At 42.8% G+C, this 19,972-nt stretch carries 14 protein-coding genes and 2 pseudogenes; 9 read left to right on the forward strand and 7 right to left on the reverse strand.

Translation table 11 applies throughout. The features are described 5' to 3' along the window. Window position 1: 1 nt before the first annotated feature. Both P7F88_RS19155 and P7F88_RS19160 read right to left on the reverse strand, forming a co-directional pair. Window positions 2-1,207: an amino acid ABC transporter permease gene (locus P7F88_RS19155; protein ID WP_277827358.1), complete on the reverse strand. Its 1,206-nt coding sequence runs from the start codon at window positions 1,205-1,207 to the stop codon at window positions 2-4. 72 nt (window positions 1,208-1,279) lie between these two features. Beyond that, window positions 1,280-2,308 (reverse strand): amino acid ABC transporter substrate-binding protein, encoded by a 1,029-nt coding sequence (locus P7F88_RS19160; RefSeq protein ID WP_277827360.1) that lies wholly within the window; start codon window positions 2,306-2,308, stop codon window positions 1,280-1,282. Window positions 2,309-2,759: 451 nt separating this feature from the next. Here P7F88_RS19160 and P7F88_RS19165 point away from each other — a divergent pair, with 451 nt between their 5' ends. Next, window positions 2,760-3,704, forward strand: a complete 945-nt coding sequence (locus P7F88_RS19165) for a precorrin-2 dehydrogenase/sirohydrochlorin ferrochelatase family protein (protein ID WP_277827362.1) — start codon at window positions 2,760-2,762, stop codon at window positions 3,702-3,704. A gap of 79 nt (window positions 3,705-3,783) precedes the next feature. On the opposite strand, the gene P7F88_RS19170 is transcribed toward P7F88_RS19165, so the two are convergent. Together P7F88_RS19170 and P7F88_RS19175 are read right to left on the reverse strand one after the other, a co-directional pair. Further along, entirely contained in the window at window positions 3,784-4,266 is a 483-nt protein-coding gene (locus tag P7F88_RS19170; RefSeq protein WP_277827364.1) for a YajQ family cyclic di-GMP-binding protein, read from the reverse strand. A gap of 12 nt (window positions 4,267-4,278) precedes the next feature. Further along, window positions 4,279-5,334, reverse strand: coding sequence for a 3-deoxy-7-phosphoheptulonate synthase (locus tag P7F88_RS19175; protein WP_277827366.1), 1,056 nt, complete (start codon window positions 5,332-5,334; stop codon window positions 4,279-4,281). A 238-nt stretch (window positions 5,335-5,572) separates the two neighbouring features. Here P7F88_RS19175 and P7F88_RS19180 point away from each other — a divergent pair, with 238 nt between their 5' ends. Continuing rightward, complete coding sequence (locus P7F88_RS19180) at window positions 5,573-6,052, forward strand: DUF4442 domain-containing protein (protein ID WP_277827368.1); 480 nt, start codon at window positions 5,573-5,575, stop codon at window positions 6,050-6,052. Window positions 6,053-6,132: 80 nt separating this feature from the next. Beyond that, window positions 6,133-6,965, forward strand: a pseudogene (locus P7F88_RS19185) (CvfB family protein). A gap of 194 nt (window positions 6,966-7,159) precedes the next feature. On the opposite strand, the gene rsmF reads toward P7F88_RS19185, so the two are convergent. The 3 genes and pseudogenes from rsmF to P7F88_RS19200 form a co-directional block, all read right to left on the reverse strand. Then, the gene (gene rsmF / locus P7F88_RS19190; RefSeq protein ID WP_277827370.1) at window positions 7,160-8,587 is read right to left on the reverse strand and encodes a 16S rRNA (cytosine(1407)-C(5))-methyltransferase RsmF; all 1,428 of its coding nucleotides are present in this window, start codon (window positions 8,585-8,587) and stop codon (window positions 7,160-7,162) included. Window positions 8,588-8,684: 97 nt separating this feature from the next. After that, window positions 8,685-11,333 (reverse strand): MlaD family protein, encoded by a 2,649-nt coding sequence (locus P7F88_RS19195; RefSeq protein ID WP_277827372.1) that lies wholly within the window; start codon window positions 11,331-11,333, stop codon window positions 8,685-8,687. 18 nt (window positions 11,334-11,351) lie between these two features. Next, window positions 11,352-12,628: pseudogene (locus tag P7F88_RS19200) on the reverse strand (PqiA/YebS family transporter subunit). A gap of 141 nt (window positions 12,629-12,769) precedes the next feature. Between P7F88_RS19200 and P7F88_RS19205 the strand changes: the two are divergent. The 6 genes from P7F88_RS19205 to P7F88_RS19230 all read left to right on the forward strand — a co-directional run bounded on the left by P7F88_RS19205 (window position 12,770) and on the right by P7F88_RS19230 (window position 19,876). Next, window positions 12,770-13,243, forward strand: coding sequence for a GAF domain-containing protein (locus tag P7F88_RS19205; protein ID WP_277827374.1), 474 nt, complete (start codon window positions 12,770-12,772; stop codon window positions 13,241-13,243). A 100-nt stretch (window positions 13,244-13,343) separates the two neighbouring features. Beyond that, window positions 13,344-13,979, forward strand: coding sequence for an RNA chaperone ProQ (gene proQ, locus P7F88_RS19210; RefSeq protein WP_277827376.1), 636 nt, complete (start codon window positions 13,344-13,346; stop codon window positions 13,977-13,979). Window positions 13,980-13,996: 17 nt separating this feature from the next. After that, window positions 13,997-15,994, forward strand: a complete 1,998-nt coding sequence (gene prc, locus P7F88_RS19215) for a carboxy terminal-processing peptidase (protein ID WP_277827378.1) — start codon at window positions 13,997-13,999, stop codon at window positions 15,992-15,994. Between the two features lie 140 nt (window positions 15,995-16,134). Then, entirely contained in the window at window positions 16,135-16,800 is a 666-nt protein-coding gene (locus P7F88_RS19220; protein ID WP_277827380.1) for a hypothetical protein, read from the forward strand. 191 nt (window positions 16,801-16,991) lie between these two features. Continuing rightward, window positions 16,992-19,598 carry an aminopeptidase N gene (gene pepN, locus P7F88_RS19225; protein WP_277827382.1) on the forward strand — a complete coding sequence of 869 codons (2,607 nt, stop codon included), beginning with the start codon at window positions 16,992-16,994 and terminating at the stop codon, window positions 19,596-19,598. 59 nt (window positions 19,599-19,657) lie between these two features. Next, window positions 19,658-19,876, forward strand: coding sequence for a DUF2835 domain-containing protein (locus P7F88_RS19230; RefSeq protein WP_277829230.1), 219 nt, complete (start codon window positions 19,658-19,660; stop codon window positions 19,874-19,876). Window positions 19,877-19,972: the final 96 nt, after the last annotated feature.

Consider the following 19,972-nt stretch of genomic DNA (forward strand, 5'->3'; position numbering starts at 1 on the left):
ATTATCTCTCCACCAATGCAACTTTACGGTTATAGATGTTCATCAACAGCGACGTAAGCAAGCTTAATCCGAGGTATACACCCATGGTCATTGCGATAATTTCAATCGCCTGGCCAGTCTGGTTGAGGGTTGTACCTGCGAACACCGATACCAAATCCGGGTAGCCAATTGCCATCGCAAGAGAGGAGTTCTTGGTCAGGTTAAGGTACTGGCTTGTAAGTGGCGGAATGATAATCCTCAGTGCCTGAGGGATAATAATAAGTTTCAGCGTACGGGTCTTAGGTAAACCAAGTGACATTGCAGCTTCAGTCTGACCGTGACTTACCGCGTTTATACCTGAACGAACAATTTCGGCGATAAAGGCAGCTGTATAAATACTAAGTGCCAGTAACAAGGCACCAAGTTCAGGAATGATGTTGACACCACCACGGAAGTTAAATCCTTTAAGTACTGGATACTCACCAGAAATCGGTGCACCAGCCAGTAGGTAAACGACTAATGGTACGGCAACGATAAGCCCTAAACCAATTTTCAGCATTGGTGTCTGCTGACCAGTTAGCTGCTGTTTGTTTTTAGCCCAGATGCCGATGATAACGGTAAGAATGATTCCAAATAAAAACGTTCCAATAACTATGTTACTGCCGTCTTCAAACACCGGAGAGGGAAAGTATAAACCACGAACATTCAGGAATATCGCTTCACCTATGCTGATACTTTGGCGAGGGGAAGGTAGAGCCTGTAGTACAGCGAAGTACCAGAAAAAGATCTGTAGAAGCAAAGGAACATTTCGGAACGTCTCGATATAGACTGCTGCCAAGCGGCTTACCAGCCAGTTTGACGATAGTCTTGCAACACCGATAGTAAAACCCAGAATGGTAGCTAAGAAGATACCAAGTACAGAGACGAGTGCTGTGTTTAAAAGTCCGACGACAAAGGTTCTGCCATACGAGAAGGTTTCATCATATTCAACAAGAGTCAAGCCAATCCCAAAGCCAGCTTCTTGTGATAGAAAGTCAAACCCAGTGGCAATACCACGTGCGTCAAGGTTAGTTAATGCATTGTTGACTATTGAATAGAAAAAGTAGACCAGAGCTAAAATTGCTACTGCCTGAAAGGCGATTGCCCTAAAAGTGGGATTATATAAAAGGTTTGCGCTTTTCGGCTTGGGTTTACCCGAAGCGAGGGCGCTTGTATTGTCAGGTTTCATACCGCTATAACCTCAAAATCCAAAAAAGGGCGGCAAAACCGCCCTGTACATATAGTAGTTGTAATACTTAAATTAGCGGATTGGTGGAGCGTACATGAAGCCACCCGCATTCCACAGCGCGTTCACGCCACGTGAAATTTGTAGAGGCGAACCTTCACCTACTGTTGCTTCAAATACTTCACCGTAGTTACCAACTTGTTTAACTACCTGGTAACCCCAGTCATCACGTATACCAAGACCTTTACCTTTAGGTCCGTCAACACCAAGGATACGTTTGATATTTGGATCAGTAGACTTCAGCATCTCATCAGCATTCGCCTGAGTAATGCCGTACTCTTCTGCGTTGATCATCGCGTTTAGCGTCCACTTAGCGATGTTGAACCACTGATCATCACCCTGACGAACAACAGGACCTAGAGGTTCCTTTGAAATGATTTCAGGAAGAACGACAGCGGATGTAGGATCTTTCAGGTTCAGACGTAGTGCGTACAGACCAGACTGGTCAGTTGTTAGCACGTCACAACGACCTGAGTCGAAGCCCGCTGAAGTCTGAGCAGCTGTATCAAATACCACTGGCTTGTATGACATACCGTTGTTACGGAAGTAGTCTGCAAGGTTAAGCTCTGTTGTTGTACCTGACTGAACACATACTGATGCGCCATCTAATTCTTTTGCGCTTGTCAGACCTAGATCTTTGTTGACCATAAAGCCCTGGCCATCGTAGTAAGTAACGCCAACGAAGTTCAGACCAAGCGCTGTATCACGGTGTAGAGTCCAGGTTGTGTTACGAGAAAGGATGTCGATCTCACCAGACTGAAGCGCAGTAAATCTTTCTTTAGCTGTTAGTGGTACGTACTTAACTTTAGACTTGTCGCCTAGCACGGCAGCAGCGAGAGCCTGACAGTATACAACGTCGATGCCTTCCCACTCACCTTTAGAGTTAGGGTTAGAGAAGCCTGGTAGACCAGTACTAACACCACAAGTTAGCACACCGTCTTTCATTACTTTGTCTAGAGTGCCGTCTGCAGCAGATGCAGTGTTTGACATAAGTGCAGTAGAAGCCGCTACGACAGAAGCAAGAACTGTTAGTTTATTTGCCATTTGTATCCTTCCTGTATGATCCATGTTGAACCAGGTGACACCTGATACAATATTCTTTATTTTGTTGTGTTTTTGTTGAGAGTTTTTAATGCTAAAGTTATTCGTACTCTCAGTCATATCCATTTGTAAGGCTTTAGAAACTCGAAAAATATTTGTTCATAAACAAGTAAATTAAAAAAGAATCAAAAACCGAACACATGTAAGAATGAACAATTGTTGCTCGTTTGTAAATAGTGCAACCTTGCACTAATATGGTGAATTCGAGTTTATTGTATGTAAAATACAAAATATGCAATACATAATACCGAAATAATGAGTAAAGTAAGATATATAAACTGGACTGATTATTAAATTTGACAGTAAATAGTTATTTTTGTGTATTTAATGTTACACGTATGCACGATTGTGGTGCGGCGTGCCAAAAAGTTCGATCTATTAAAGAAGGATTAAGATGCAATACTTTCCGCTATTTATGGACCTAAATAACAAACCTGTACTTGTTGTCGGAGGAGGAGAGGTCGCTTCCCGTAAGGTGGAATCGTTAGTAAGAGCGGGAGCCAATGTTACGATAGTTTCGCCTGTCATCTCTGAGACTTTGAAACAGTTGGTGAAGGATGAAAAATGTGATTGGCAAAAGCGCAAATACCAATCAGAAGTAGTGACGAAATTTGTTCAGGTATGGGCAACAACGAATAATTCAGATCTGAATCATAAGGTTTATCAGGATGCCAAGCAGAAAAACATCCTGGTGAATGTCGTAGACGATAAACCCTATTGCGATTTTATTACTCCGTCGATGATAAATCGGGGCAAGATACAGGTCGCTATTTCCAGTGGTGGAGCATCGCCGGTTTTAGTCAGAAAGATTAGGGAACAATTAGAAGTTTCTCTTCCACAAAATATCGCTATGCTTGCGGATTTTGCCCAGTTAAAAAGAGACGAGATTAAGAAAAATTATGCAACTGTCGAAGAACGGCGTTTATTTTGGGAAAGGTTTTTTTTTCGCCCTGAGATTGAACAGGTAACAACAGTAACAGCACTCGACGAGTTATATAACAACGGCCTAGCTGATAGCGAAAAGGTGACGTTGTCACTATGTTTTATTGAATATTCAAACGACGTTGAGATGTTGTCCATCAAGGCATTGAGAGAAATGCAGAAAACGGAACTGGTTCTTTTTACCTCTGGCTGTCCGTTTGAATTTGTTGACCTATGTCGTAGAGATGCAGAGCGAGTCCAATACGCCGATTCGGTAGATTTGAACACAAAAATGAACCAAAGGTTGGCGGAGTGTTACAATTCTATATGCATTTTTATTCAAAAAGATAAATGGCGAAATGAACCAGGAATGGAAGAGCTAGTTTCCAAGGGACAACTACTGAAAATTGTCGAGTGATTACCGTAAAAAACAAAAGGGAGCTTCATCAATGAGCTCCCTTATAAGTACACTCTTATAACTACATTCAGGCGAGCTATTAATCCCGGAAGTTATTAAACTGGAAAGGCTGCCCTAGCTCGGCTTCTTTAATCAGAGCAATCGCTTGTTGCAGATCATCACGCTTTTTACCAGTAACTCGAACTTTATCGCCTTGAATTGAAGACTGGACTTTAATTTTTGCATCCTTGATCTTCTTAACGATGTTTTTGGCCATTGGTGTTTCGATGCCCTGCATAAACTGGATTTCCTGATGCCAGTTTTTTCCTGACTGGCTAGGTGTTTTTACATCCATAGAGTTTGGATCGACACCGCGCTTAGTCAGGTTACTGCGAAGCATATCGCGCATCTGTTTTAGTTGAAAATCACCCTCTGCAGAGAGTTTTACGGTTTCATCTTTTATCTCAAAACTGGCTTCTACACCACGAAAATCGAAACGGGTTGCGATTTCACGGTTAGCGTTGTCCACTGCATTTTTCAGTTCAACAGTATCGATTTCAGAAACAATATCGAATGAAGGCATAGTTTATTCTCCCTACTTGCGGCTATCTTTAATAGCACTTGATAACATTTCAAGCATTTCTTCAGTGTGTTCCCAGCTCAGGCAAGGATCGGTAATAGACTGACCATACTTAAGGTTATGGATATCTGTCATTGGCTGATTGCCTTCTTCAATAAAGCTTTCTGCCATAATGCCCGCTACATATGTACTGCCAGCTTTGATTTGGTCACAGATATTTTGTGCAACTTCTAGCTGCTTACGGTGCTGCTTCTGGCAGTTAGCATGGCTAAAATCCACAATTAAGCGTTCTGGTAGATCAAACTCAGCGAGTTGCGCACACGCTTCTTCAACGTACTTAGCTTCAAAGTTTGGTCCTTTGTCACCACCTCTCAGGATAACATGACCAAACGGGTTGCCACTGGTACGGTATACTGTCATTCGGCCATTTTTATCAGGAGAGTAGAAGTAGTGAGACGCTTTAGAAGCGCGAATAGCGTCAATAGCGATCTTGATATTACCATTGGTGCCGTTTTTGAAGCCTACCGGGCATGAAAGTGCAGACGCCATCTCTCTGTGGATCTGAGATTCTGTTGTACGAGCGCCAATAGCACCCCAGGTGATAAGATCGGCGATGTACTGGCCAGTGATCATATCTAGGAACTCTGTCGCTGTCGCAAGCCCAAGCTTGTTGATATCAAGCAGTAGCTTACGCGCTTTGCCAAGGCCTGCTTCAAGTGCGTATGTACCATCGAGGTTAGGATCGGTAATCAGACCTTTCCAGCCAACCACAGTACGTGGTTTTTCAAAGTAAGTACGCATCACGATGAACAGTTCATCGCTGTACTTTGATTGAACGTCAGCCAATCTTTTCGCGTAATCTAGCGCGGCATCAGTGTCATGCACTGAACATGGACCAACGATAACTAATAGTCTGCTATCTTCGCCTTTTAGTATTTTTTCGATTTGGCGGCGTGAGGACTCGATTCTCTCAGCAACATCATCAGTAATAGGGTACTGCGCGACCAACTCAGCGGGTGTTGGCATTGGCCCTAATGGCTGAGTTCTTAATTCATCTGTTTTTAATGGCATTTGTTCGCCTGCTGTTCTAATTTCGACGCGGTAAAGATAACGGAAATGGCGTAAGGAATAAACTTGTTTAACAGTTAATTACACTAACTGGCTTTAACAATGAGATGTGAGCGTGACAGTGTAGCGTAATTTAAATCAAACACCATTAAATGAAACTCTAAATTAACAATTATTTGACATTTAAAAGCTTGTTCGGTTAACTGGTCTAATCAGTATATTACGGAAGATATGACGTGTTATGTTTAGCCCACTGACCAAAGCCAACCTCGGTTTAAATGTTTTCGCATTTTTTAATGTTCCACTCGTTTGGCTATGCCGGCCAAAAATCATGGTATTAGAAAGCCAAAAGCTGGAGATTAATATTCCTCTAAAGCGCAGAACCAAAAATCATCTGAAGAGTATGTATTTTGGTGCGTTGGCCATTGGTGCCGATCTTGCCGGTGGTTATTTTGCACTGTACAAAGCCGATCAGAGGAAAATGAAAATTTCGATGGCTTTTAAAGGTGTAGAGGGACGCTTTCTCAAAAGGCCAGAAGCCGACGTGCTGTTCACCTGCGATCAGGGGGATTTAATTGATCAAGTTTTAACCCGAAGTGCAGAGAGTGGAGAGCGCGTAAACGAACCTATCCGGATTGTAGCAACCTGTCCATCCATTAATGGCGATGAAGTGATGGCGGAGTTTGACCTAATACTCTCGGTAAAAGTGCTAAAAAGTTAGAGAACGCCTTTATTTCAACAAGCAGAAAAAGGAATCTTTGGGTATAATCACCGCCTGAATTTTCCTTGGAATAGATGTTGATGATTAAAGTTGGTCAAATTAATAATCTGGAAGTAACAAAGATAGAGAGCTTTGGCGTTTTTCTGGATGCGGATGATTATGGTAGCGTTTTGCTGCCAGGCAAATATGCGCCTGAAAATGTTGAGGTGGGTAAGTCTATTGAAGTATTTCTGTATTTTGATTCAGACAGCCAACTAACAGCGACAACTGAAAAACCCATTGCACAGGTTGGCCAATGGGGATTGATGCGAGTGGAAGGTGTCAATGCTACTGGAGCCTTCGTTAACTGGGGCATCGAAAAAAAGACCTTTTGGTGCCATTTAGCGAGCAGCGCACCCGATTCCGAGCGGGTCAGGAAATCCTGGTTTATGTATACACAGACCGTGCTTCCGGGCGCATCGTAGGTACTACAAAGTTCAATAAACTACTGGATAAAACACCGGCTAACTATACAAACAATCAGCAGGTAGATCTTATCATCGCAGAAAGAAGTGACCTGGGGTATAAAGCCATTGTGAATGGTGAACACTGGGGAATGATATTCTCATCAGACGTATTCGGTAAGCTGTTTATTGGCAAACGTCTTAAAGGCTACATTAAGAATATTCGAGGAGATGGCAAAATTGACCTGTCGCTGCAGAAAGTCGGTACAGCAAAAATGGATGATCTGAGCCAGAAAATTCTCGATGTACTTGAGAAGAAGGGTGGCTTCCTGCCATTAAACGACAAATCCACACCTGACGCGATTTTTGCGGTTTTCCGTACCAGTAAAGGCACATTCAAGAAGACGATTGGTGGTTTATATAAGAGCGGTAAGATTACTATTGAGAAGGATGGTATTCGCCTAAACTAACTTGGGCTGAATTAACTAGAGCAAGCCCTCTAAACAAAAAGAGCCCAGCTTCTCAATGCTGGGCTTAGGGGAAAGGCTCCATCTACAGAGCCTGCGCTAATCAATAAATAAAGTGTAGTACAGGCTTTTTGTATTACAAACTTTAGTAAGTTGTTTTCCCACTAACGTAGCTCTTATATTGAGTGATTACTCAGTTAAAATAGATTGCCGTCTCGGACCAGCTCTCTTGGAAGACCGTTCTTGATTCGGTTTCCAACCCACTTTCCAAGGCCGATAACAACGCCAGAATGAGTGATAATAACTTCGCCTTTTCCGGTCACGTCTTCAGGTCTGACGTCTCTTCCCATAAACCATTCGCGAGCCTGATCTATTGAAAATTCGAAAGAATTTTTTTCATCGCCGGTAGCAAGTGCCATGATAGCTTCATGCTGCCATCGGTAACCTTTCTTATGAGCCTCTGCTAGTTTGATGCCCATTCGATCGAATCGGATCTCTCCAATCATGCTTTCCAGAGATTCAGGGAATAGCCAGACTTCTTTATCTCTGAGCCAGATAGCTGTTGAATCTGGGAGCGATATCTCAAGAATGGAATTTAACTGAGACGCGACATCAGTTACGACTTTACGAGACGCTTTCTCGAATGGGAATTTACCCAAGCGTTTCTTTACAACCGGTGCTTCAGCAGAAGCCAGTTTACGTAATCTGGCAACGAAAAATCCTTCGCTATCGAATATCTGAGGGTAGATATGCAAAAAGCCTTCTTTAGTGATCGCGGCTTGTGCATTGGTGAAAAGGTTATCTAAACGTTCAAACTCAACTTTATCACCAAACTTATCTTTAAGGTGGTGACACACTTGCTGGTTTTCTTCCAGGTTGAGTGTACAGGTTGAATAAACCAGAACACCACCTGGCTTTAGTGCATGAAAAGCGCTTTCAATCAGATCCTTTTGCGTTTCCGAGATTTCATTGATTGATTCCTTGCTCCAGTTGTTCATTGCATCCGGGTCTTTACGGATCGTACCTTCCCCGGAACATGGTGCATCAAGCAATATCGCATCAAACTGTTCTGGTAGCCAACCACCGAATACGCGGCCATCGAAGTTGGTTAGAGCGACGTTTCTTACACCACAACGCTGGATATTTGAATACAGCCCCTTAATGCGGCTGGCAGAGAATTCGTTGGCAACTAATGCACCGTTATTGTTCATTGCAGCAGCGATTTGCGTGGTTTTTGAACCTGGAGCCGCTGCAACATCTAACACGGTATCGAACTCGCCTTGTTGTTCAAACAATAGTGCGGTAACAGGCATCATTGAGCTTGCTTCCTGAATATAGAACAGGCCAGACATATGCTCGATAGTGTTCCCTAGTGGGGTTTTATCGTCTTCTTTTCTTTCTATCCAGAAACCTGTACCACACCAGGGTACTGGTGTCAGTTCCCAGCCGTATGCGGATGCGCGAGTCTTAAAATCTTCGACTGATATTTTCAGAGTATTTACGCGGATACTGCGACGAAGAGGACGCTTACAAGCGTCAGTAAACTCATCCATGCTAAGGTGAGAGGGCATGATTTCCTGGATTTGAGTAAGAAATCCTTCTGGCAGCTTAATGTTCTGGTGCACGACTAATTACCTGGGGTGACTGATCAGAGGCTGCACATTCTATACGAAATCAAGAAAAATGCAGCCCATTCTAGAAAAATGCAGCCATTAAAATCACTTATGGCTTAGGTATGGCGGTGCGCCAGTTTTTCCAGTCAGATTCTGCTTCAGGGTAGAGGTAAAAAGAGCGGTTTTCTTTAGCGATAGGTGCTAATGAAGTAGACTCTGGAGTCGCAAACGCGATACCTCCTCGAAGAAGACTATCTACTGTACCGGATTTTACCTGAGCCCCAGAAAGTCCGACAGATACATCCAATCCAGAGGTATTCCAGAATACGGTGTTATTTCTGACAAGGTAGGCATATTGCTTCTTAATCTCGATAGTTGAAACAACGCGGTCGGCGAAGGTTCCTAACTCAACTTTTACTACTTTACCGACTTCAAAGTCCCTGAACAGTACTGGCGTTCCGATATCGATAGAATCTCTGGTTTCACTTTGCAAGGTGAACTGTACACCACGAGGCTGGTATGGAAGAGAATGCAACTCAAAGTTATAGCTTGGTTTGCCCTTGTGTGGCTTCACCGAAATGTAATTAGCGACGATAGAGTCGAGGTTTTTAATTCCGCTTAGTCCAACCTCAGGAGAGACCAACCAGAAATAGCTGTTGCTTGTGGCGATGGTTTCAATGTATTCAGGTTGAACACGAGCCTTTATCTTTATCTGGCTAGAATCAAAATCAGGAATGACCTGAGACACCTCGCCTATATTGACGCCCTGAAACTTAATAGGAGTGCCTTTTGACACCGGGGCATTTTCTTCGGTCAATAGCGTTATTTCTTTTCCGTACTTGCTCGCCTGATTTAAGTCATCATAAAGCTTCCAACGGTTGTTGGTCTTGTTTTCAACACCTGGAATGGAGTCAAACTCAATGCCACCTTTGATTAAGCTTTGAATGGGGGATGCTTTGATTTTCACTCCACTCAGGCTAGCATCCACTTCTACTCCCGAACGGTTCCAGAATACAGTGTCACTTTTTACCAGATGCTTATATCGATTCTCTATCTTTACAAGAATATTTACGCCCTTGCTGGTGAGGGCATAATCCGCAACTTTACCCACCGGAATATTCTTATATAAAAGAGGGGTCCCCTTGCTGATAGAAGGAAGGGCTTCTGCGAACAGGCGCAGGTTGCTCGTGCCAGATTGATTGTATCGGGCTAGTTGCGCTTGGGATTTATTGGCGTGAAGCGGATACTCGATATTGCTTTCATCTGCGATAACTTTACCTTCACTAATAAAGCTTACAGATTCGGTAATTAGCCGCTTAATTGGGGGAAGGTCGATATTTATTTCGCCTTCATTAGTGTTTGCTGAAACCACGCCAGTGACGAAAAAGCGGTTGTTAGATTTCACCAGATGCCTGTATTTAGCGTCGACAAGAAGAGTGAAGAGGACTTTATCATCCTCTAGTTCGACAGCAGTAATTTTCCCCACGGTAAGTCCACGATACAACACCAGCGCGCCCTCTGTTATCGCGTAGGAATCTTCAGATATCAGTTTAATGGTAACGGAGTCTGGTTGTTGTATCAGTAATTCATCTTTGTGAATAACAGTGAAAGAGCGTGATTTTTCTCCTTCACCAGGTATCAGAGTCAGGAAGTTGCCTTTGACGATATTCGCTAGATTTTCAACACCGGAAAGTGCGAGTTTTGCTTCTTCCAGTACAAATTTAGAACCGGTTGTTAATGTGTCTGCGAACGCAGGTTGGATAGCCGCTGATGCGATAACATGTTCGCGCTCTTCACTAAACGAAAGCTGATTGATCTCCCCAATACGAAGACCTCTATACATAATTGGTGCACCATTAGAGCCAATTCCACTGTCGTCAGGAAGAATGATCTGTATAGGAATACCTCTGCCCGCTGTTTTTAGGTCTGGGTAAAGCTTGAACTCTCGGTTCTGATCTACAGGTTCTCCTTCATCCGGGGAATCTACAGCTATAGCGCCGACAAGCAGAGCACTCAGGCTTTCAAACTGCACATCAATGCCATCAAATCCAATATTTGCACCAATACCACTCACGTTCCAGAAACGGCTTTTGTTGGTAATGATATGAGAGAACTCGTTCTTAATATAGGCTTTGATCAACACATTTTCGGCTTTATCATCCAGTTTGTAGCTGTAGACTTCGCCAATGGGTATTTTTCGGTAAATAATCTGAGAGCCAATAGAGATAGAACCCAGGTTCTTTGACCTGAGTGTTATGTTTAACCCTTGAGCCGCCTGTAAGTCAGCAGGGCGATTATCTAATGCAGTGTAAACGGTTTTTAGCTCTTCTCTGCCAGTTTCTATGCCTGGCTGGATAGATATGTAGTTACCGGAAACGAGGGCATCCAGGCCTGAAATACCGGAGATGCTTGCTGTTGGCTTTACCAGCCAGAAGCGGGTGTTGTCGCCCAGCAGTTTAGTGGCCTCCGGGTAAATATCCGCATCTACATAGATACTCTCAAGGTCAGGAGAAAGCGTGATGTTTCGAACCATACCAACTTCCAGACCCTGATACTGGATGGTGGTTCTGCCTGCTATAAGCCCCTGTGCATCGGAAAAATAAATCTGAATTCTTTGTCCCGCATCATTGATGGCTTTAACCACTAGCCAGCTTGCCAACGCAATAGTGACTAAGGGCAATATCCAGAGAGGAGATATGCCCAAATCCCTTTTTACTTTTGGCGAATGCGATCTCTGCGTTTTTTCCATATTGTTCATATAAGAACTCTTCTAATTCTATTGTTCCGACTCAACTGACTTTCGGTTTTTATTTTTAATTGGTTCATCCCAAATTAGTCTGGGATCGAATGCTTCTGTTGCCAGCATGGTAAAAACAACAACCATGCCAAATGCGACAGCGCCATAACCTGGGCTGAAGTTAAGAATTCTTCCACGATCAACCAAGGTCATCATTATAGAAATGACAAACAAATCCATAACCGACCATTTACCAATCCATTTGATTACAAAGTAGATAAACATTCTTTGTCTCCGGTATATAGTCTGTTTTAGGTGAATTGTGATCAGAATAAAACCTAAACCGATAATCTTGGCTGCGGGCACTAAAATACTGGCAACAAATATGATGAGGGCGATGCCGTGCATTTCCATATTTATCAAGGTAGCCACACCCGATAAAATAGTATCTTCCAGCCTCTGACCATTACTAAACAGTATCGAAATTGAATAAAGGTTCGCAGGGAAGATAGACACCGTAGCAGCGATTAAACATGCCCAGGCCTTTTGCATCGATTTGGGTTTTCTATGGTGCAGCGAATTACTGCATCTGACACATTTTTCTCCTTCGGGTTGTGATAGGCGGCAATTGTGACAATGGACTTCTTTTTACTGAAATGGTATTCGTCCTCTTTTTGCCATGCTTCCCAATATCGTCTGACCCTGAATCTGGCAATAAGCATAAGAGAAAAAATCTGCAAGAGAACCAACCCAGCCAGACCGGTGCCAACATATATTTCAGAATAATCCTGTAATTTAAAGCAGGAGATACCGATGCTCACCAGGAAGACGTCCAGCATCATCCAGTGTTTTAGTTTTTTTATTGTGATAAGTGACCATCGAAAAGCCTTAAACCAGCGCCGGTTCATAGCGATGTGGGCGACCACAGTTGAAAAACACACTAATAAAGGTGCGATAGTGCTGCAGAAGAAAACGAGTAGGCCTAGTAACACGAATCCTTCTTGCATCAGGGTAAAAGTGCCAGAAGGAAGTGTAGCCGGAATCATCACGCCAAATAGTCGTATACTGATAAACGGAAAAAAGTGAGAGGGTATAAATAGAAACAGGCAAGTGATGGCAAGAGCCAGGTTGCCGGATAATGGTTGAATTCCACCTCTATAGAGCTTTGTACCACACCGTGGGCAAAACGCGCTTTTACCATCAGGTAATCGATGTATCTCAACTGGGAGCTCGCACCCCTGACATAACCGTACTTTACTTACTCTGGTTGTATGTAAGGGGTTATTTTCAGCAGGGGGCAATTTTGTTGTGTTCATGCTTGTCATTTATAGAACATATTCAATCACTTGAAAAGTGACAAAAACTATTAAGATAAAAGATTTTTTACTTGTACATTCCGCCATATACACATAGATTCTATAATTCAGCTTTCAAAGAACAAGAAATTAACGAACAAAATGACTTTAAAAGAGTATCAAAGACTTACCAAGCAAGCGGTAGCATTAATTGAAGATGAACCGGATCTGATCGCAAATCTGGCAAATATTAGCTCTCTTTTATATATGGAGCTGGATAACCTTAATTGGGCCGGATTTTACCTGATGAAAGGTGAAGAGCTGGTGCTTGGTCCATTTCAGGGTAAACCTGCGTGCGTTCGCATTCCGGTAGGGAAAGGCGTATGTGGCACAGCTATCTCTACCGGTGAGATACAGCGTGTGTACGATGTTCATCAATTTGAAGGGCATATCGCATGTGATGCAGAAAGTAATTCTGAAATTGTTCTGCCTTTCAAGATAGGCTCTGATTGGGCTGGAGTACTGGATATCGATAGCCCTGTAGTCGGACGCTTTAGTGAAGAAGATGAAGAAGGTCTTTCATATTTGGTTCAAGAAATCGAAAAGCTGCTCAATTCGCACGCTAACAACGCATAAAATATGATTTGAGTGTGGTTTTTAATTAGCATCTCTCTATAATAGCCCAGATATTTGTCAGTACGAGTCGCGGAAAAGGCCGCGCAAACCAGGAATCCACATGGAAAACACTGAAAAGTTAAAAAACAGCAAAGAAGTTATTGCATATATTGCTGAATGTTTCCCTAAATGCTTTACTTTAGAAGGTGAAGCTAAGCCGTTAAAAATCGGTATTTTTCAAGATCTAGCTGAACGTCTGGCCGAAGATGAAAAGGTAAGTAAGACTCAGCTAAGAGCAGCTTTAAGACAATACACTTCATCCTGGCGTTACCTGCACGGTGTAAAACCAGGTGCTGTTAGGGTTGACCTTGATGGTAATGAGTGTGGTGTTCTTGAGGAAGAACACGTAGAACACGCGAAAAAGGCGCTTGCAGAGAGCAAAGCTCGTGTGCAGGCTCGTCGTAAAGAACAGGCTGAAAAAGCACGTGAAGAAGGCAAAGCGAAACCTAAGGCGAAGAAGCCTCAGCAGCCGCGTCGTGCTAAGCCAGCTAAACAACAAAAGGCAAATAATAAGCCAGCAGCAACTGAAACGCGCGCACTAAGCTCAGAAGAAGTGATCGTTGGTAAAGCGGTTAACGTAAACATGGGCAAGGGCAACATGGCTGCGACAGTTGTTGAAATCAATAAGGATGATGTGCGTGTTCAACTAGGCAACGGTTTACAAATGGTTGTTAAAGTGGAGCATCTGCGCGCATAAAGGAGAATATCCTACGCATGAAATGCCGTTTTAAAATCACTTTAGTTGCTGCTGGCTTAATGCTAGCAGCTTCTGTTAATGCTTTAGAAGCAAATATCTCTAAAGACGATCTCCCAACTCTGGCTCCTGAAGTTCAGCATCAAACTGCGAGTAAAAGAGTTACTTCCCGATTCACCCGTTCGCATTACAAACACTTCAGTTTAAATGATGAGTTTTCTCAAGCAATTTTCCAGCGTTATCTGGAGATGCTTGACTTCAACAGAAATATCTTTACTCAAGCAGATATTGACTCGTTTAATGACTGGGCTGTTCAGATTGATGACCAACTTAAATCTGGTAATACACAAATCGCTTTTGATGTGTATAACCTGTCTGTTCAAAGACGATTTGAGCGTTATGCTTATGCCTTAAAGCTACTGGATGAAGAAATTAAGTTTGATACTGACGAGTCAATTGAGTTAGACCGATCTGAAGCAGATTGGGCAAAAGATGTTGATGAGTTAAACGAACTCTGGCGTAAACGTGTTAAGTATGATGCGCTGAGCCTGAAACTTGCTGATAAAGATTGGGATGAGATCAAAGAGACACTTGCGAAGCGTTATAATAACGCAATAAAGCGCTTAACTCAGTCTCATAGTGAAGACGCATTTCAGTTATATATGAACGCGTTTGCCCGAGAGGTTGACCCGCATACCAGCTATTTGTCACCGCGTAACGCCGAACAGTTCCAGTCAGAAATGAACTTGTCGCTGGAAGGTATCGGTGCTGTGTTGCAAATCACCGATGATTACACAGTGATTCGATCTCTAGTAGCCGGTGGCCCTGCGTCGAACAGTAAATCTCTTTCTGAAGGAGACCGAATTATCGGTGTCGCTCAGGATGGGGAAAAGATGGTTGATATTATCGGTTGGCGACTGGATGATGTCGTGCAACTGATTAAAGGCCCTAAGGGAACAAAGGTAACCTTAGAAATTCTTCCGGAAGGAAAGAATGCTAAAAGTCACAACGTAACAATTACACGGGATAAGATTCGACTCGAAGACCGTGCAGTTAAGTCGGAAGTAATTGAAAAGTCGGGTAAAAAAATTGGTGTGCTTGAAGTGCCTAGTTTTTATGTTGGTCTGTCAAAGGATACCGACAAACTGATCACTGAATTAAAAGAGCAAAATGTTGATGGCATTATCGTTGATCTAAGGAACAACGGTGGTGGTGCACTAACAGAAGCGACGGCTTTATCGGGTTTGTTTATTGAAAGCGGCCCGGTTGTTCAGGTTCGTGACAGTTATGGTCGTGTAAACGTGAATGCTGATACCGATGGTCAAATTAGTTACACCGGCCCAATGGCTGTACTGCAGAATAGATACAGTGCATCCGCTTCTGAAATTTTTGCTGCAGCGATGCAGGATTATGGCAGAGCGATAATATTGGGTGAAAACTCTTTTGGTAAAGGTACGGTTCAGCAACACCGCTCTTTGAATCACATCTACGATTTGTTTGATAAAGAGCTAGGTTACGTCCAGTACACTATCCAGAAGTTCTACCGAATTGATGGTGGCAGTACGCAAAACAAAGGTGTTGTTCCTGATATTGCCTATCCTACAGCAGTTGAACCATCTGAAACTGGAGAGAGTGTAGAGGATAATGCACTGCCTTGGGATAGCATCGATAGAGCAAACTATAACGAGCTTGGAGATCGCAAGGCTCAGATTGCGAAGTTAACTCTGAACCATGAAAAACGAGTTCAAGAAGACTTAGAGTTTGGCTTTATCAAAGAAGATATCGCAAGATATCGGGCTGAAAAAGACGATACAACACTGTCATTAAACGAAAAAGTTCGTCAAAAAGAGAGTGATGAGAAAGATCTTCGACGCCTTACTCGAATCAATGTTCGTCAGAAAATCAGTGGTGAACCAGAGTTTGAATCTCTTGACGATGTTCCAACAGACTACGAGGCACCGGATGCTTATCTTGATGAATCTGTTGCTATCATGGTTGATATGATAAAAGCAAACTAGTGGAATATTCCAGGTTTATGATGAAAGCGAGCAGAAATGCTCGCTTTTTGTTTTTGAGAAACTTCTATGATTTGGGTCAATAAATTTAGCTTTATCTAAAAAACGTTCCTACGCTTAAAGAAAAGCGTGAGGAATGTCTTATGAAATGGCTGATAACATTACTAGCTTGTTTCGCTTTCCAGATTGGAGCTTCTGAGCCCAGAGCTAAAAGTGATCTGACTTCTTTTGATTATCCATTTTTGTTGGGTAACTGGTACCTAGTGAATCCAAATCCTGATATCGAAAAGCAGGACTTCCTTACTATTCGGCTGTCTATAGTCTCCAATTACACCTTTTTTATTGAGATTCAAAAAACCGATTTCAGTATCGAACAGTGGGAAGGCCAATATACCGCCAGCAATTCTACACTAGTGTTAGGCATGAACAGCGATACGCCACAGTATTACAACTACCTGGTTAATCATAACCAGCTTATCTTAAACGGCGTTGCGTTTATCAAAGGGTTACCAAAAGATCTGGTGGGTAGCTGGGCCAGCGAAGCCATAACTGGAGATGATATTCTTGCTAGTGAAGTCTCTCGGATGGCATTAACGCTGCAGCCCGATTTCGTATTTATGTTTATGGTTGAATCCGACGATGGCTCACACGCCGTCCGGGAAGGTGTCTATTACTACGAGAACGATCATCTGGTGTTAATGTATGAAGATGGTGAACAAGATTCTCGCTACACCGTTGACAACAATACCCTCACACTTAAGAGCGAAGGTTTTGATATGTATGCGGTTCTAAACAGGGTGGAACCTTAACTGAGTTATCAAGCTGATATTTAGAACAAAATCTCAGCGATCAATCCAGGTCATCTTTATATTTTGGTTGATTGTGATATGTTGGATTTAAATAAGGTGTCGTATTAGGCACCTTTCTTTATTCTATAATCAAGTGACATGATTTGAATTCAATCTGGAACGACCCGGAGCGATGTTAAAAGGATTAGACAATGTCCCAAAACCCACAAGCAAAATATCGTAAAGACTACCAATCACCAAGCCATACCATCACGCAAATCGACCTTACCTTTGATCTTCACGACAAAAACACAGTCGTAACCGCGATTTCGAAGGTTAAGCAGCTAAAAGAGAGTACGACTCTGGATCTCGATGGTGAACAACTTAAATTACTGTCAGTAAAAGTAGACGGCAAAGAATGGGATAAGTTTGAGGAAGCGGAAGGGAAGCTTTCAATCTCTGAGTTACCAGAAGAGTTCGAGTTACAGATCGAAACAGAGATCAACCCTGAAGATAACACCGCACTTGAAGGTTTATACAAGTCAGGCGGTGCATATTGCACACAGTGTGAAGCGGAAGGTTTTAGAAGAATTACCTACTACCTTGATCGACCAGACGTCCTTGCAGTATTCAGTTCAACGGTGATTGCAGACAAATCGGAGTATCCGTTCTTGTTAAGCAACGGTAACCGTGTTGATGAAGGTGACCTGGACAATGGCCGCCATTTTGTTAAGTGGCAGGATCCTCACCCTAAACCGGCATACCTGTTTGCATTGGTTGCCGGCGATTTTGATGTGCTGAAAGACAAGTACGTAACAAAGTCGGGCAGGGAAGTTGCGTTAGAAATCTTTGTCGATAAAGGAAATCTGAATCGTGCCAATCACGCCATGGTTTCACTTATCAACTCTATGAAGTGGGACGAAGAGCGCTTTGGTTTGGAATATGACCTTGATATTTATATGATTGTTGCCGTTGATTTCTTTAATATGGGCGCGATGGAGAACAAGGGTCTTAACGTATTTAACTCAAAGTTTGTTCTAGCCAACGAAGAGACGGCAACCGATACCGACTATCTTGGAATCGAAGCCGTAATCGGTCATGAATATTTCCATAACTGGACCGGTAACCGCGTTACTTGTCGCGACTGGTTCCAGCTGAGTTTAAAAGAGGGCCTGACGGTATTTCGTGATCAGGAGTTTTCCTCTGATCTGGGTTCCCGAGCTGTAAATCGTATCAACAATGTACGCATTATCCGTGGTCCTCAATTTGCAGAAGATGCCAGCCCGATGTCTCATCCTATCCGTCCGGATAAAGTGATCGAGATGAATAACTTTTACACCTTAACCGTGTATGAAAAAGGCAGTGAAGTTATTCGCATGATGCACACGCTTCTTGGAGAAGAGAACTTCCAGAAGGGCATGAAGCTTTACTTTGAGCGCCACGATGGTACTGCTGCTACGTGTGATGATTTTGTCGCGGCGATGCAAGATGCTTCAGGCATCGACCTTACTCTGTTTAAGCGTTGGTATAGTCAATCGGGAACACCAACGTTAAAAGTAGTGGGTGAGTATAATGAGTCTGACAAAACCTTTGCACTAAAAGTTGAGCAAGCGACACCGCCAACTCAGGAGCAAGTAGAAAAACTGCCTCTACATATCCCTCTGGATATCGAGTTATATGCCGCTGACGGAACCATCATTGAGTTACAATGTAACGGTGAAAAAGTAGGGAATGTTCTCGACATTAAGGAAGAGAACAAGACTTATATATTTGTAAATGTAAGTGAAAAACCGGTTGTTTCTTTACTTAGAGAATTTTCTGCTCCGGTAAAACTTGAATATGACTACAGTGATCAAGAGTTGATGTTCCTGATGGTTCATGCTCAAAATGATTTTGCACGTTGGGATGCGAGCCAGATATTGCTGGCGAAATACATCAAGCTAAATGTATCTAATCTTCAGTCGGGTAAACCTTTTGAATTTTCTGATGACGTGCAGGATGCATTCAGAGGTGTACTATTAAATGACAAGCTTGAGCCTGCATTTGTTGCAGAAGTATTGTCGTTGCCGGGAGCGAATGAAGTGGCGGGTTGGTTTAAGCCTGTCGATGTAGATGCGATTGATAGTGTGCTGCACAATATCAAACAAGCTATTGCGCAAAGCCTGGCGGATGAATTAGCAGCATCGTACGCGGTACTTGCACAGAAAGATTATTCGATTAACCATGATGCCATTGGCAAAAGGGCACTTCGTAACCGATGCCTGAGTTATTTGGCGTGTCTGGAACATGGCAACGAGCTTGTACACGCTCAATATAAAACTGCCAACAATATGACCGATACCATGGCAGCGATGAGTTCAGCAAATCAGGCCAAACTTGCTTGTCGTGGTGAGTTAATGGAAGACTTCAGTGCCAAATGGGAAAAAGACGGGCTGGTAATGGATAAGTGGTTTGCACTACAGGGTACAAGTCCGGTGGACAATGCCCTTGATTTAGTGCGTGAAACGATGGCGCATCCTACGTTTAGCTTAAAGAATCCAAATAGAACGCGAAGCCTTATCGGTTCTTTCCTTAACAACAACCCGGTAAACTTCCATGCTAAAGATGGTTCCGGATACCTGTTTGCAGGTGAAATCCTAAAAGAGCTTAATGATAGCAATCCACAGGTGGCATCAAGGTTAATTGATCCTCTACTGAAATTTAAAAACTACGATGAGCAGCGTCAGGTTCTTATGAAAGCTGAGCTTGAGAAGCTTGCTTCGATGGAGAATCTGGCTAAAGATCTTTACGAAAAAGTGACTAAGGCATTAGAATCGTAACTTGTTGTTTGGCCGGCTGTTTAGCCGGCCAACGTTTTCTTCAACTATTTTACGCCGACATGAATCAATATACTTTTAGACTTAACATCTCGTATCAGACGTTTTTACAACATTATTCTGGTGCGGCGAGTAACGTAATGGTGTACTCGGATCAAGGTTTAAAGATACAGCTACCGGCATCTCGTTTTCGTCCATTTTTGACACAAATCGGTGTGAAAGGGCGGTTCAGGCTCATAACTGACCAAAATAATAAGTTTGTAAAGTTAGAAGCGCTATAGTGTTCTGTTATTGCAGCGGTTTAATTCTTTGCTCCCATCACAAAATCATATTTTTCTCCTTTAATTTCCTCTAAATAATTAACGATTTATCAATAA

Source organism: Vibrio hannami (assembly GCF_029589055.1).
GTDB classification, from domain to species: domain Bacteria; phylum Pseudomonadota; class Gammaproteobacteria; order Enterobacterales; family Vibrionaceae; genus Vibrio; species Vibrio hannami.

What these genes read in the sequence shown, in the direction of transcription:
- P7F88_RS19175 (WP_277827366.1), bottom strand. Translation starts at nt 5,334, where the DNA reads ATGCCATTAAAAACAGATGAATTAAGAACTCAGCCATTAGGGCCAATG.
- prc (WP_277827378.1), top strand. Translation starts at nt 13,997, where the DNA reads ATGAAATGCCGTTTTAAAATCACTTTAGTTGCTGCTGGCTTAATGCTA.
- P7F88_RS19195 (WP_277827372.1), bottom strand. Translation starts at nt 11,333, where the DNA reads ATGAACAATATGGAAAAAACGCAGAGATCGCATTCGCCAAAAGTAAAA.
- P7F88_RS19230 (WP_277829230.1), top strand. Translation starts at nt 19,658, where the DNA reads ATGAATCAATATACTTTTAGACTTAACATCTCGTATCAGACGTTTTTA.
- P7F88_RS19160 (WP_277827360.1), bottom strand. Translation starts at nt 2,308, where the DNA reads ATGGCAAATAAACTAACAGTTCTTGCTTCTGTCGTAGCGGCTTCTACT.
- P7F88_RS19155 (WP_277827358.1), bottom strand. Translation starts at nt 1,207, where the DNA reads ATGAAACCTGACAATACAAGCGCCCTCGCTTCGGGTAAACCCAAGCCG.
- pepN (WP_277827382.1), top strand. Translation starts at nt 16,992, where the DNA reads ATGTCCCAAAACCCACAAGCAAAATATCGTAAAGACTACCAATCACCA.
- P7F88_RS19220 (WP_277827380.1), top strand. Translation starts at nt 16,135, where the DNA reads ATGAAATGGCTGATAACATTACTAGCTTGTTTCGCTTTCCAGATTGGA.
- P7F88_RS19180 (WP_277827368.1), top strand. Translation starts at nt 5,573, where the DNA reads ATGTTTAGCCCACTGACCAAAGCCAACCTCGGTTTAAATGTTTTCGCA.
- proQ (WP_277827376.1), top strand. Translation starts at nt 13,344, where the DNA reads ATGGAAAACACTGAAAAGTTAAAAAACAGCAAAGAAGTTATTGCATAT.
- P7F88_RS19205 (WP_277827374.1), top strand. Translation starts at nt 12,770, where the DNA reads ATGACTTTAAAAGAGTATCAAAGACTTACCAAGCAAGCGGTAGCATTA.
- P7F88_RS19170 (WP_277827364.1), bottom strand. Translation starts at nt 4,266, where the DNA reads ATGCCTTCATTCGATATTGTTTCTGAAATCGATACTGTTGAACTGAAA.
- P7F88_RS19165 (WP_277827362.1), top strand. Translation starts at nt 2,760, where the DNA reads ATGCAATACTTTCCGCTATTTATGGACCTAAATAACAAACCTGTACTT.